At 65.4% G+C, this 13,368-nt stretch carries 12 protein-coding genes and 1 tRNA gene; 8 read left to right on the top strand and 5 right to left on the bottom strand.

The window, feature by feature from the left end; all coding sequences use genetic code 11:
• The 3 genes from lon to B4A72_RS07765 form a co-directional block, all read left to right on the top strand.
• Positions 1-1,726 (top strand): endopeptidase La (lon, locus tag B4A72_RS07775; RefSeq protein ID WP_292978299.1); only part of this gene is annotated, 1,726 nt, incomplete at its 5' end.
• A gap of 163 nt (positions 1,727-1,889) precedes the next feature.
• The gene (locus B4A72_RS07770) at positions 1,890-2,165 is read left to right on the top strand and encodes a DNA-binding protein (protein WP_292958703.1); all 276 of its coding nucleotides are present in this window, start codon (positions 1,890-1,892) and stop codon (positions 2,163-2,165) included.
• Positions 2,166-2,231: 66 nt separating this feature from the next.
• A tRNA-Val gene (locus B4A72_RS07765) sits at positions 2,232-2,306 on the top strand.
• A gap of 72 nt (positions 2,307-2,378) precedes the next feature.
• Here B4A72_RS07765 and B4A72_RS07760 read toward each other — a convergent pair.
• From B4A72_RS07760 to B4A72_RS07740, 5 genes are read right to left on the bottom strand one after another with little or no spacing between them, the layout of a single operon-like run.
• Positions 2,379-2,588, bottom strand: a complete 210-nt coding sequence (locus B4A72_RS07760; protein ID WP_292958701.1) for a hypothetical protein — start codon at positions 2,586-2,588, stop codon at positions 2,379-2,381.
• Positions 2,585-3,940 (bottom strand): amidase, encoded by a 1,356-nt coding sequence (locus B4A72_RS07755; RefSeq protein ID WP_292978298.1) that lies wholly within the window; start codon positions 3,938-3,940, stop codon positions 2,585-2,587. Before B4A72_RS07755 ends, B4A72_RS07760 begins: the two co-directional genes overlap by 4 nt.
• Positions 3,930-5,348, bottom strand: coding sequence for a TRAP transporter large permease (locus tag B4A72_RS07750; RefSeq protein WP_292958697.1), 1,419 nt, complete (start codon positions 5,346-5,348; stop codon positions 3,930-3,932). Before B4A72_RS07750 ends, B4A72_RS07755 begins: the two co-directional genes overlap by 11 nt.
• 39 nt (positions 5,349-5,387) lie before the next feature.
• Positions 5,388-5,972 carry a TRAP transporter small permease subunit gene (locus B4A72_RS07745; RefSeq protein WP_292958695.1) on the bottom strand — a complete coding sequence of 195 codons (585 nt, stop codon included), beginning with the start codon at positions 5,970-5,972 and terminating at the stop codon, positions 5,388-5,390.
• 59 nt (positions 5,973-6,031) lie between these two features.
• The gene (locus B4A72_RS07740; protein ID WP_292958693.1) at positions 6,032-7,174 is read right to left on the bottom strand and encodes a TRAP transporter substrate-binding protein; all 1,143 of its coding nucleotides are present in this window, start codon (positions 7,172-7,174) and stop codon (positions 6,032-6,034) included.
• 229 nt (positions 7,175-7,403) lie between these two features.
• On the opposite strand from B4A72_RS07740, the gene B4A72_RS07735 reads away from it, so the two are divergent.
• From B4A72_RS07735 to B4A72_RS07715, 5 genes are all read left to right on the top strand, one after another.
• Entirely contained in the window at positions 7,404-8,657 is a 1,254-nt protein-coding gene (locus B4A72_RS07735; RefSeq protein ID WP_414692191.1) for a PQQ-dependent sugar dehydrogenase, read from the top strand.
• On the top strand, positions 8,654-9,235 hold the full coding sequence (locus B4A72_RS07730) for a c-type cytochrome (RefSeq protein WP_292958691.1): 582 nt from the start codon (positions 8,654-8,656) through the stop codon (positions 9,233-9,235). Before B4A72_RS07735 ends, B4A72_RS07730 begins: the two co-directional genes overlap by 4 nt.
• A 347-nt stretch (positions 9,236-9,582) precedes the next feature.
• Entirely contained in the window at positions 9,583-10,080 is a 498-nt protein-coding gene (locus B4A72_RS07725) for a (2Fe-2S)-binding protein (RefSeq protein ID WP_292958689.1), read from the top strand.
• On the top strand, positions 10,077-11,126 hold the full coding sequence (locus B4A72_RS07720) for an FAD binding domain-containing protein (protein WP_292958687.1): 1,050 nt from the start codon (positions 10,077-10,079) through the stop codon (positions 11,124-11,126). The genes B4A72_RS07725 and B4A72_RS07720 overlap by 4 nt, the downstream gene beginning before the upstream one ends.
• Positions 11,119-13,359, top strand: coding sequence for a xanthine dehydrogenase family protein molybdopterin-binding subunit (locus tag B4A72_RS07715; RefSeq protein WP_292958685.1), 2,241 nt, complete (start codon positions 11,119-11,121; stop codon positions 13,357-13,359). The genes B4A72_RS07720 and B4A72_RS07715 overlap by 8 nt, the downstream gene beginning before the upstream one ends.
• The last annotated feature ends 9 nt before the right edge of the window (positions 13,360-13,368 follow it).

Below are 13,368 nucleotides of genomic sequence, written 5' to 3'. Positions count from 1 at the left end.
GATGAAGGCCATTCAGAAGGAACTGGGCGATGGCGAGGACGGCCAGAACGAGCTGGCCGAGCTGGAAGAAAAGATCGCCGCGACCAAGTTCAGCAAGGAAGCCCGCGAAAAGGCGGAATCCGAGCTGAAGAAGCTGAAGTCGATGTCGCCGATGTCGGCCGAGGCCACGGTCAGCCGCAATTACCTGGATTGGCTGCTGGCGCTGCCCTGGGGCGTGAAGTCGCGCACCAGAAAGGATCTGTCCAAGGCGGAACAGGTGCTGGACGCGGATCACTATGGGTTGGAAAAGGTCAAGGAACGGATTGTCGAATATCTGGCGGTGCAGAACCGGTCGACCAAGCTGAAGGGGCCGATCCTGTGCCTTGTCGGGCCTCCGGGTGTCGGCAAGACCTCGCTGGGCCGGTCGGTCGCGCGGGCGACGGGGCGGGAATTCATCCGCATCAGCCTGGGCGGCGTCCGTGACGAATCCGAGATCCGGGGCCACCGCCGCACCTATATCGGCTCGATGCCCGGCAAGATCATCCAGGCGCTGAAAAAGGCCAAGACGACCAACCCGCTGATCCTGCTGGATGAAATCGACAAGATGGGGCAGGATTTCCGTGGCGACCCGGCCAGCGCGATGCTGGAGGTGCTGGATCCCGAACAGAACGCGACCTTCGTCGATCACTATCTCGAGGTCGAATACGACCTGTCGAACGTGATGTTCGTGACCACCGCCAACAGCTACAACATGCCCGGACCGCTGCTGGACCGGATGGAGATCATCCCGCTGGCCGGCTATACCGAGGACGAAAAGCGCGAGATCGCCAAGCAGCACCTGCTGCCCAAGCAGATCAAGGCCAACGGCCTGCGCAAGGGCGAATTCAGCGTCAGCGACGCGGCCCTGACCCATGTGATCCGCTATTACACCCGCGAGGCGGGGGTGCGGTCGCTGGAACGCGAGATTGCCAAGCTGGCGCGCAAATCCGTGACCGAGATCCTGAAGGGCAAGGTCAAGTCCGTCGAGGTGACGCCCGAGAAGGCCGAGGAATATCTGGGCGTGCGGCGGCATCGCTACGGCCTGGCCGAGAAAGAGGATCAGGTCGGCGTCGTCACCGGGCTGGCCTGGACATCGGTCGGCGGCGATCTGTTGCAGATCGAGGCGCTGCGCCTGCCCGGCAAGGGTCGGATGAAGACGACCGGCAAACTGGGCGACGTGATGAAGGAATCGATCGACGCGGCCTCCAGCTTCGTGCGCTCGATCTCGCCCGAAATCGGGGTGAGGCCGCCGGAATTCGACAAGCGCGACATCCATGTCCACGTTCCCGAAGGCGCCACGCCCAAGGACGGGCCCTCGGCCGGGGTGGCGATGGTGACCTCTGTCGTGTCGGTGATGACCGGCATTCCGGTCCGCAAGGACGTCGCGATGACCGGTGAGGTCACCTTGCGCGGCAACGTCCTGGCCATCGGCGGGTTGAAGGAAAAACTGCTGGCGGCGCTGCGCGGGGGTATCAAGACGGTGCTGATACCGGCCGACAACGAAAAGGATCTGGCCGAAATCCCCGACAACGTGAAGACCGGACTGACGATCATCCCGGTCGGCAATGTCCGCGAGGTCCTGAAACGCGCCCTGGTTCGGATGCCCGACCCGGTCGAGTGGGACGAGGCCGCCGAAGAGGCCGCCGAGGCGGCGCGAATCGCCTCGGGCCAGGGGGGCGAAAAGGGCGGGGCCACGGTCGCGCATTGATCGCCGCAACTTGCAGTTGGTGAACTTGGCAGCCGCCGGGTCAGGGTTTTCCTGGCCCGGCGCTTTCTTTTCACGGAACTTGGGCGATTCATAATTGACCAATGGTTAATCGATGCGCCACGCTAAACCGAATGTTCCGGTTTTGTGATTGAGGGGTTGGGAAATGGTGAAAAGCGACGGGGCGGCACCGAAAAATCCGCAGCCTGCACGGGTTGTCCAGAAAAAGGATTTCGTCGAGCGGGTTCTGGCAGCGACCGGCGCGAAGAGGTCCGAGGCGCGGCCGATCATCGACGCGACACTGGCACAGCTTGGCGAGGCCCTGTCGGCCGGACAGACGCTGGCGGTGCCGCCTCTGGGCCGGGGCCGGGTGAATCTGGAAAAGGATCTGCGCGGCGGCGACGTGATCACGCTGCGCCTGCGCCGCAAGCCCGCATCCTGACACGCGGCATTTCGCGCCGATCCGGTCTTGCATCGTCAGCACCCTGCGGCTAAAAGCCCGTCCACCGGGTGATTAGCTCAGTGGTAGAGCGCTTCGTTCACATCGAAGATGTCGGCGGTTCAAATCCGTCATCACCCACCATCAAACATTCCGACCCAAGACTCGGCTGGGGCCGCAAGGCGAAAGCGGCCCCGTTCATTCTGGCGGAGAAGATCAGCCTCCGGCACCGTTTTCCGTGTCATCCTGGCCGGTGTGATCTTTGCGGTCGTGACTGCGCATGACCGCCGCCATGTCGATTCCCGCGAAGATCAGCGTCAGCAGGACGACACCGCCAAGATCCAGCCGTGGCACATGCCAGACCAGAATGATCAGAAACGCCGCAAGAACGACGAAGGCCAGCAGGGCCAAGATCCTGTCCGTCATCCGAACCTCCTCGATTCGCTTTCTTCGGACGCGTCGAGGCGTGCAGTCAGCCATGCCGCGACGCGCAGAAGCCGCGCATCCTCGCCGCGCCGTCCGATCAGCTGGACACCCATCGGCAGGCCGTTTTCGTCCGCCAGCAGGGGCAGGCTGATCGCCGGCACACCGCACAGGGTCCAGGGCCCGTTCATGGCGGCCGAGCCGGTGCTGCCCTCGCCGATGGCCGGGGCGGGTCCGGTCGCAGCCGGGCACAGGATCGCGTCGCAGCGGCTGAGCAGGTCGTCCAGCCCCGCATTCAGCACCTGACGCCAATCAAGCGCCGCAAGGTAATCACGCGCCAGGATCCCCTGTCCTTCGGTCAGGGCGGCGCGCATCTGCGGCGACAGTGCCGCGGCGCCGCGCCGTTCCAGCGGATAATAGCATCGCGCCATCTCGGCCAGATTGATGCGGCGGCGGATCGATTCGGCCTCGGCGAAGGCGGGGGGCAGATCGACGCCGTGGGCGCGGTCGCCCAACTCGGCGGTCAGTTCGGCCATTGCCTGCTGCATCGGCGATTCGGCCCCCGGCAGGCTGACCACCGCCAGCAGCGGCGGCAGCGGCGGCTGCTGCGTGGCAGCGTCAGAAAGGCGCGGGACCGGCTGCATCGCGGTCGCCTGATCCTGCGGGTCGTGGCCTGCCATCGCCTCGACCAGCAGCGCGACATCCTCGAGCGAACGCGCGAAGCCGCCCACCGTATCCAGAAACGGCGATTGCGTCAGAACTCCGGTCCGGCCGATCAGGCCGAAGCTGGGCTTGAAGCCGACCGTGCCGCAATAGGAAGCCGGGCGAATTACCGAGCCGCCGGTCTGGGTCCCCACCGCCAAAGGCACCTGCCCCGAGGCGACCGCCACCGCCGATCCCGATGAGGAACCGCCGGGCGTCCGCTGCGGGTCGTGCGGATTGCGCGCCTGCGAGGGCGCCAGATACGCCAGTTCGGTCGTCGCCGTCTTGCCGATGACGACCGCGCCCGCCGCGCGCAGCCTTGCGACCAGATGGGCATCCTCGGGCGGGACGCGGCCCTTTTCGACCGGGGTTCCGCGTTCCGTCGGCATCCCTGCCGTGTCGATCACGTCCTTGATTCCCACCGGCACGCCATGCAGCGGACCGATCGCCGCGCCGGCCTTGCGTCGGGCGTCAAGCGCCCGTGCCTGTGCCACGGCGTCCTGGCCATCGACGAAGGCCCAGGCCCGCAATTGCGGCTCGGTCTCGGCGATGCGTTTCAGACAGGCGGCGGTGGCCGCCTCGGCCGACAGTGCGCCCGAGGCGATCAGGTCGCGAAGGGCGCGCGCGCCCAGGGAGACCGGATCATGAGCCATAGATCATCCTGGGCAGCACGAAGACGATATCGGGCCAGATATACATGAGCGCCATGGCCATGAAGACCATCAGCAGGAACGGCATCACACCCGAGAAGATGTCGGTCAGCTTGACCTCGGGCGGGGCTATCCCCTTTAGGTAATAGGCCGACATCGCCATCGGCGGGGTCAGGAACGAGGTTTGCAGGTTCAGCGCCACGAGGATGCCGAAGAACAACGGATCGATGTCGAACAGCGGCAACAGCGGCAGGAAGATCGGCACGAAGATGATGATGATCTCGGACCATTCCAGCGGCCAGCCCAGCAGGAAGATGATCAGTTGCGCCAGCAGCAGGAATTGCAGCGGCGTCAGGTCCAGCCCGCCGACGAATTCCGCGATCACCTGTTCGCCCCCCAGATAGGAGAAGACCGACGAGAAGGTGTAGGATCCGACGAACAGCCAGCAGACCATCGCCGTGGTGCGCACGGTCAGATAGACGGATTCGCGCAACCGCTGGAACGTCATCGCGCGATAGATCACCGCCAGAACCATGCCGCCAAGCGCGCCGATCGCCGCCGCCTCGGTCGGTGTGGCCAGACCGAACAGGATCGAGCCCAGGACGGCCAGGATCAGGAAGGCCAGCGGAAAGAACGAGGTGATCAGCATCACGATCAGCCGGCCCGTGGGCACGGTGGGCACCTCGTCCTCGGTCGGGCGCGGCGCGACCGAAGGTTGCAGGATCGACCGGCCGACGACATAGGTCAGATAGAGGCCCACCAGCACCAGTCCGGGCAGCATCGCACCCGCATAAAGGCGCACGATCGACACGCCCGAGGCCGCGGCATAGACGATCAGCATGATCGAGGGCGGAATCAGGATGCCCAGCGTGCCGCCGGCGCAGATGATGCCGCTGGCAAAGCGCGGGTCATAGCGCGCCTTCAGCATTGCCGGCAGCGCCAGCAATCCCATCAGCGTGACCACGGCACCGACGATGCCGGTCGCGGTGGCGAACAGCGCGCAGGTGATCAGCGCGGCCACACCCATCGAACCGGGCATCCGGCGCGAGGCGATCGCCAGCGTCGAGAACAGCCGATCGACGATATTGGCCCGCTCGACCACATAGCCCATGAACAGGAACAGCGGCACCGCCGTCAGCACCTCGTTGGACATGACGGTATAGGTCTGGTTGATGAACAGATCGAAGATGCGGTTGTTGTAGAATCCTTCGAGCCAGGTCCATTTCTGCGTCAGCCAGGCCGCATCCTCGGGCAGCCGGTCCAGCGCACGCCACATGCGCGCGGCATCGAAATAGGCGTAATAGCCAAAGCCGATCCCCAGGGCCATCAGCGTGAAGGCGATGGGAAAGCCCAGAAAGACCAGGAAGATGAATATGCCCAGCATGAACAGGGCAATCTGCGGATCTGTCACGCGCGCGTCTCCGTGCTGGGATCAGTGGGATCAGGCTGGTCAGTCGACATGCACACCGGCCCGCGGCGCCTGATCGCGCAGCAGAAGTTCTTCGGTTTCCTCGACATCCTCGTCGGCCTTGATCCAGACGCCGTCGCGCATGGCGATGATGCTGCGCATCAGCTGCGCCAGGCCCTGGATGAACAGCAGGATCCCCGCCGCCACGATGACCGACTTGAATTGATAGATCGGGATGCCGGCGGGGCTGTTCACGCTGACCTCGCCGTATTGCCAGGACCTGCTGGCATATTTCCAGCCCGACAGGATCAGGGCGGTGACACCGGGAAAAAAGAACAGCAGGTACAGGACGAAATCCACCGCGCCCTGCACCCTGACAGGCCAGAGCCGATAGAGGAAATCGCCCCTGACATGGCCGCCGCGCGACAGGGTATAGGCTCCGCCCATCATGAACAGCGTTCCATACATGATGAAGGACACATCCAGCGACCAGCTTGTCGGGCTGTTCAGCACGTAGCGCACGAAGACCTCGTAGCTGACGCCGAAGGTCATCAGCAGAATGAGCCAGCCGAACGACTTGCCGAACCATCCCGACAGGTTGTCGGCGAAGCGGATGAAGGACAGCATGGGAAACCCTTTCGGTCAGGCCCGCCCCGCGCTGTGTGGCGGAACGGGCCCTGTCTGATTTAAAGCTTCAGCTCGCCGGGGAAGAAATGTTCGTAGGCCAGCGTGTAGTCGGGCTTGTCCATCAGTTCGTAGAACACCGTGCGCTTGACCCAGTCGCGCTGGCTGTCCAGCACCTTCTTGATGAAGGGATCCTGTTCAAGCGTGGTGATCATCTCGGACCAGGCGTCAAGCTGGGCCGACAGGATGTCCTGCGGGGTCTTGCGCACCGTCACGCCGCCGTCGCGCAGCTTCTGCAGGTCGGACGAATAATTGTCCAGCGCGAAGGCGGTGTTATAGGTCGAAACCGCCTCGACCCCATGTTCCAGGATTGCGCGCAGATCGGGGTCCAGCGTCTCCATCAGGTCGCGGTTGAAGAGAAACTCGAACGCCTCGGAGGCCTGGTGATAGCTGCCCAGATAATAGTTCTTGGCCACGTCCTGAGCGCCGAATCGCATGTCCGAGGACGGGTTGTTGAACTCGAACGCGTCGATGACGCCGCGTTCCATCGCAGGCACGATCTCGCCGCCAGGAAGCTGGGCCACCGACATGCCCATGGATTGCAGCAGATCCGCCGCAAGCCCGACGGTGCGGTACTTGATCCCCTTGATGTCGTCGACCCCGTTGATCGGGTTCTTGAACCAGCCGAAGGGCTGGGCGGGCATCGGAAAGCCGAACATGCCGATCACGTTCAGCCCCATCGAATCCTGCGTCAGTTCGCGATACAGATCCTGGCCGCCGCCCTGGTAGAACCACGACAGCATGTTGGTGGGATCGCCGCCGAAGACCGGGCCGGTGCCGAACAGCGACGCCGCCTTGTTCTTGCCATACCAATAGGCCGCGACCGAATGGGCGATGTCGATCACCCCGTCGCTGACCCCGTCCATGACCTGAAAGGCGCCCACGACCGCGCCTGCCGGCAGCAGGTCGATCTTCAGCCGCCCGCCCGACATCGCCTCGACCCGGTCCACGTATTGCTGCGCCATGGTCTGCCAGATGTCGGACGCGGGCCAGCTGGTCTGCATCTTCAGCACCATCGGCGATTGCGCCAGAACCGCCGGCGCGGCCAGCAGCGTGCTGGCGGCGGCACCGCCGGCGACAGCGCCGCCACGGCGCAGGAACGAGCGCCGCGACACCGGCCCCGCAGTTTCATTCGTCTTGGTCATCGTCTTACCTCCCTGTTCGATCCGGGCCTTCCTCGTGACCCTCTTGCGACCGTGATCGCAAGACTGCCCGCTAAAACACCGATCTGGCAAGCCTTTAGGTGGCCCTTGAAGCATTAAAGATTGATCGGGCCTTATCAGCGACAACCGGCGCGCGATCACGGAATCATTGACGCAACGGCAAGCGACCCTCATCCTGTCATGGTCACAAGATGACACAGGGAGGGATGGAATGAACACGCTCATGCTGGGGGCGGCCGCGGCCGCATTGATGGCGACGGCTGCCGTCGCACAGAATACGGATGTGCCCGACAATCTGGACAAGCTGTCGAACTTCAAATCCACAGGAACGACGGAGTTCACCTATATCGATCAGACCGGCGATTATGCCGACGGAATCAAGAAGACGCTGGAAAAGATCAAGCTGCCGCAGGGCTTCAAGATCGCGCTCTATGCGGTGGTTCCCGACGCCCGCAACATGGCCGTGGGTCCACAGGGCATCGTCACCTTTGTCGGCACCCGCAAGGACAAGGTCTGGTCCATCACCGACCGCAACAAGGACCGCGTCGCCGACGAGGTGAAGGATTTCGCGCCCTCGCTGGCCTTCACCATCCCCAACGGGCCGTGCTTTTCCAAGGACGGCTTTCTTTATATCGCCGAACAGAACCGCGTGCTGCTGTTCCCCGCGGCCGAGTTCTTCTATGAAAGCCCGGATGTGGCGGCATTCAGCGTCCTGAAACAGGGCGATCTGATTCCCCCGGACGAGGAAAGCTTCAACCACACCGCGCGGGTCTGCGACATCGGACCCGACGGCAAGCTCTACATCGCGCTTGGTCAGCCCTTCAATGTCCCCCCACCGGAAAAGATGGAGAAGTATGACAAATACGGGTTGGGCGGCATCATCCGCATCAATACCGACGGAACCGGACGCGAGGTCTTCGCCCGCGGCATCCGCAACTCGGTCGGGATGGATTTCGATCCCGATACGGGCGATCTGTGGTTCACCGACAACCAGGTGGACGGAATGGGCGACGACATTCCACCCGGAGAGATCAACCATGTCACCGAAGCCGGCCAGAATTTCGGCTTTCCGTGGTATGGCGGCGGCGATGTGCGCACCGTCGAATACAAGGATCAGGATCCGCCGGCCGATGTCGTGATGCCCGCCGTCGAGATGACCGCCCATGCAGCCGATCTGGGCATGACCTTCTACACCGGCAGCATGTTCCCGGAAAAATATCGCGGCGCGATCTTCTCGGCCCAGCACGGATCATGGAACCGCACCACTCCGGTCGGCGCGCGGGTCATGGTCACCTATGTCGCCGAGGACGGCAGCGCCACGACCGAACCCTTTGCCGAGGGCTGGATCGACGAGAATGACGAATATCTGGGCCGGCCCGTCGATGTGGCGCAACTGCGCGACGGATCGCTCCTGGTTTCGGACGATCTCGCCGGCGCGGTCTACCGAATCAGCTACGGCGAATGAGGGTCGCGATCCTTTCGATGGCACTGGGCGGGCTGTGGCTCGCCGGTGCCGCCCTGTCGCAAGAGGTCGCGGGCGATCCCGCCTCGGGCCGCAAGCTGGCCGGGCAATGCCGCACCTGTCACGGAATCGAGGGCGCGGCGAAAATGCCCGCCGCGCCCAGCATCGGCGGCGAACCCGCCAGCTTTCTCGCCAGCCAGTTGACTGCTTTTCGCAGCGGCACCCGGCAGAACGAGATGATGTCGGTCGTCGCCGCCGCCCTGTCGGACCAGCAGATCGCCGATCTGGCGGCCTGGTATTCCTCGCAGACGGCGGTGGCGACGCTGACCGCCGATCCCTCGGGCGCACCCGAATCCTGTGTCTCTTGTCACGGGGTGGACGGAATGGGGATGGATGATGACACACCCGATCTGGCGGGCGAAAACAGCATCTATCTGCTGAGCCAGTTGAAGGCGTTCCGTCAGGGCAGCCGCCCCAGCGAGATCATGCAGCCCATCGCCGAAAGTCTCGACGACGATCAGATGCGGGCAGCGGCGGAATGGTATGCCTCGGTCAAGCTGGAGATCGCCAAGCCGGAATGACCGGTCCTGCCGCGCCGGTTGCCTGATGCAGCCGGCGCCCGTTTTCACGGCTCCGCGCAGGCGCGGAAGGCCGCGAAATTCGCGCCGGGCCTTGACCTTTGCCTGACGGCGGCGTTCGATGCCGGCATCGCAAACGGCATCCTTCATTCGAAACAGGCCCCGACCGCAGGGAACGCGGTCCGGTCTTGCGCGTTTCGGGCAAGGTCCATTCCCGGCCGCCAGAACGGAGGCATTCCTCACGATACGCGCAGCAGGCAGGCCGAACTGTCCAGCACCTCGCCACGGGGCCTGATCGCCCCTGGGCAAGATGCCGGTTTCACCCCCACCGCCACATCAAGGGAGGACGCATGTCACTCTCCATCTCTTTCACCGTCAATGGCACGCGGCGCGATTTGACGATCGACGATCCCCGCGTCACGCTGCTGGATCTTCTGCGCGAAAGGCTGGGCCTGCCCGGCACCAAGAAGGGTTGCGATCGCGGCCAGTGCGGCGCCTGCACGGTTCTTGTGAACGGCCGGCGGATCAATTCCTGCCTGACGCTGGCGGCAACGCTGGACGGCGCCCGGATCACCACGATCGAGGGGCTGGCCCAGGGCGATGCGCTGCATCCGGTGCAGACCGCCTTCATCGAAAATGACGGGTTCCAATGCGGCTATTGCACCCCCGGCCAGATCATGAGCGCGGTCGGCCTGATTGCCGAGGCGAGCGCGGGCGAGGACCTCGAACGCATCCGCGAGGGAATGAGCGGCAATCTGTGCCGCTGCGCCGCCTATCACGGCATCACCCGCGCCGTGCAGCAGGCAACCCGCCGCATGGCCGAAGCCGAACAGGAGGGCACGGCATGAAGATGTTCGATTTCATCCGGCCCGCCAGCATCGACGAGGCCATCGCCGCCTGGCGTCCGGGCGCGGCCTGGCTGGGCGGGGGCACCAATCTGGTCGATCTGATGAAGACCGGGGCGGCGCAGCCGGATCGGCTGATCGATCTTGGCCGGCTGCCCGGCCTCGACCGGATCGAGACCGGGGCGGAGGGCGCCACCCGGATCGGCGCGCGGGTCGGCAATGCCGATCTGGCCCGCGACGCCGATTTCGCCCGCCGCTTTCCGATGGTGGCCGAGGCGCTGCTGTCGGGGGCCTCGGGCCAGTTGCGCAATGCCGCGACCGTGGCCGGCAACCTGATGCAGCGCACGCGCTGCCCCTATTTCCAGAACCCCGAGACCGCCTGCAACAAGCGTCGGCCCGGCACCGGTTGCGATGCGCGCGGCGGCGTCGGCGACAATTACGCGGTGCTGGGCTGGAGCGATGATTGCATCGCCACCCATCCGTCGGATTTCTGCGTTCCGCTGGCGGCGCTGGACGCGGTGGTCGAGGTAATCGGCCCGAACGGCGCGCGCGAAATCGCTTTCGCCGATTTTCACCATCTGCCCGGCACGACGCCTGATCGCGAAACGGCGCTGGAACCGGGCGAACTGATCCTGGCCCTGCGCCTGCCCGCCGCCGCGGCGGAATTCGCAGGTCACGCGCGCTATCTGAAACTGCGAGACCGGACCTCTTTCGCCTTCGCCACGGTCTCGGCTGCCGCGGCGCTGAAAATCGAGGGCGGGATCATCACGGGCGCGCGCCTGGCCCTGGGCGCGGTCGCCGCGAAACCCTGGAGGGCCGCCGAGGCCGAGGCACTGCTGACCGGTCACGCGCCCGACGCGGCCCTGTTCGACCGCGCCGCCGAGGCGGCCCTGTCGGATGCCGTGCCGGCGCATGACAATGCCTGGAAGATCCCGATCGCCCGGCGCGTCGCCGCCCGCGCGCTGGCGCTTGCCGCACGGGGCACGCCGGCGCGGATGCCGGCGCTCCCCGCCTCTGTCTTCGCCGCCGAGGAGCCTGCCCATGTCTGATACCATGTCCCGCCCGATGCGCTTCGGATCGAATTCCGGCCAGCCGCTGACGCGGCGCGACGGTCTTGCCAAGGTAACCGGCACCGCGACCTTCGCCGCCGACAACCACCCCCGGAACCTGCTTTACGCGGTCTGTCTGCCGGCCACGATCGCCCGCGGCCGGGTCGCGCATCTGGATGTCGCGGCGGCCGAGGCGCATCCCGGCGTGAGCCATGTGATGACGCCGCAGAACCGCCCGCCGCTTCAGGGCGATCCGTCCGAAAAGCCGACGATGTTCTCGTTCCGCATCGAGGTGCTTCAGGACGACACGGTCCGCTATGCCGGTCAGCCGATCGCCATGGTTCTGGGCGAGACCATCGAAGCCGCGACCGAGGGCGCGCGCCTTCTGAACCCGCGCTACGAGACGATGACGCCCCGCATCGCCCTGGACCAGAACGAGCCGGAGGCGCTGGAGCCCGGCGCCCTTGGCAGACCCGCCGATGTCGAGCATGGCGACATGCAGACCGCCAGGAATTCCGCCGCGCAAGGCATCGACGTGACCTACGAGACCGCGCCGCAATATCACAACGCGATGGAAACGCACGCGGTCGTGGCGCAATGGGACGGCGACCGGCTGATTCTGGACATGCCCAGTCAGGCGCTTGTGCTGTCCTGTGCGGGATACGCACATTTCTTCGGCATTCCGGCCGGCAACGTCACCCTGCGCAGCCCCTTTCTGGGCGGCGGATTCGGGTCCAAGGCGATCCCGACGGGGCCGCAGGTTCTGGCGATCCTGGCCGCAAGGATGACCGGCCGCCCGGTCAAGCTGATGCTGACGCGCCAGCAGATGTTCGGCCCCGTCGGCCATCGCGGCGCCACACGGCAGCGGCTGCGGCTGGGCACCGATGACGCGGCGGCGCTGAGCTTCATCGATCACGAGGGGGTGTCGGAAACCTCCAGTTTCGACGACTTTCTGGAACCGGCCGCGAATGCCTCGCAGGGGCTCTACGCGGCGCAGGCGCTGCGTTCGACCCATCGCGGCGTACGGCTGGATGTCGGCACGCCCAGCCCGATGCGGGCCCCCGGCGAGGCGTCCGGTTCGGCCGCGCTGGAATGCGCGATGGACGAAATGGCCGAGGCGACGGGCCTCGATCCGCTGGAGTTCCGGCTGCGCAATTACGCCGAGACCGAGCCCGGAACGGGCAAACCCTATTCGTCCAAGGCGCTGCGTGAATGCTATGCCGAGGGGGCGCGTCGTTTCGGCTGGTCCCGGCGACCGCTTGCACCGCGCCAGATGCAGGACGCGGACGGGATGCTGGTCGGCTGGGGCATGGGCACGGCGCTGTTTCCCTGCCCCATGTTTGCCGCCGATGCCCGTGCCACCCTGCGCGCCGACGGCACCGCCCTGTTCGAGACATCGGCCGCCGACATGGGACAGGGCGCATGGACGGCGCTGGCCCAGATCGCCGCCGACAGTCTTGGCCTGCCGATCGAGAAGATCGAGTTCCGGTCCGGCAATTCGACCCTGCCCGATGGCGGTATCGCGGGCGGTTCGGGGCATACGGCGACAGCGGGCAGCGCCCTGGATGCATCGGGGCGCGACGTGATCCGCCAGCTTGGCAGCATGGCGGCGGCCGATCCCGCCTCGCCGCTGCACGGCGCGGACAACGCGACCTTCCAGGCCCGCGACGGCCGGATCGAGGTCGAGGGCGACCCCGCGCGCGGCGAGGATCTGGCCGCCATCCTGCACCGAGCGGGACTTGAGCAACTGGAAGGCCAGGGCAGCGCCTTTCGCAAGCCGGAAGATGCCGAAAACCGTGCCATGAACGCACATGGCGCCGTCTTCGCCGAGGTGAAGATCGATCCCGACCTGTGCCAGATGCGCGTGACCCGTCTGGTCGGCGCCTTCGCGGCGGGACGGATCATCAATCCGCGTCTCGCCGAAAGCCAGCTGATGGGCGGCATGATCTGGGGCGTCTCGTTCGCGCTGCACGAAAAGGCGCAGCACGATCCCCGCACCGGACGGATCATGAACGCCGATTTCGCCGGCTATCACATACCGGTGAACGCCGATATCCGCGATCTGGAGGTGATCACCATCCACGAGGATGATCCCTATGTGAACGCGCTTGGCATCAAGGGCGTGGGCGAGATCGGCATCACCGGAACCGTCGGCGCCATCGCCAATGCCATCCGGCATGCGACAGGACGGCGGATCAGGCATTTCCCGATCCGGATCGAGGATCTTCTCTGAACCATGCCC

It is taken from the genome of Paracoccus sp. UBA5162, assembly GCF_002413585.1.
In the GTDB taxonomy this organism is placed as follows: domain Bacteria; phylum Pseudomonadota; class Alphaproteobacteria; order Rhodobacterales; family Rhodobacteraceae; genus Paracoccus.
Note: the sequence above shows the minus strand (reverse complement) of the source record. Positions and strands in the feature narration are given on the sequence as shown.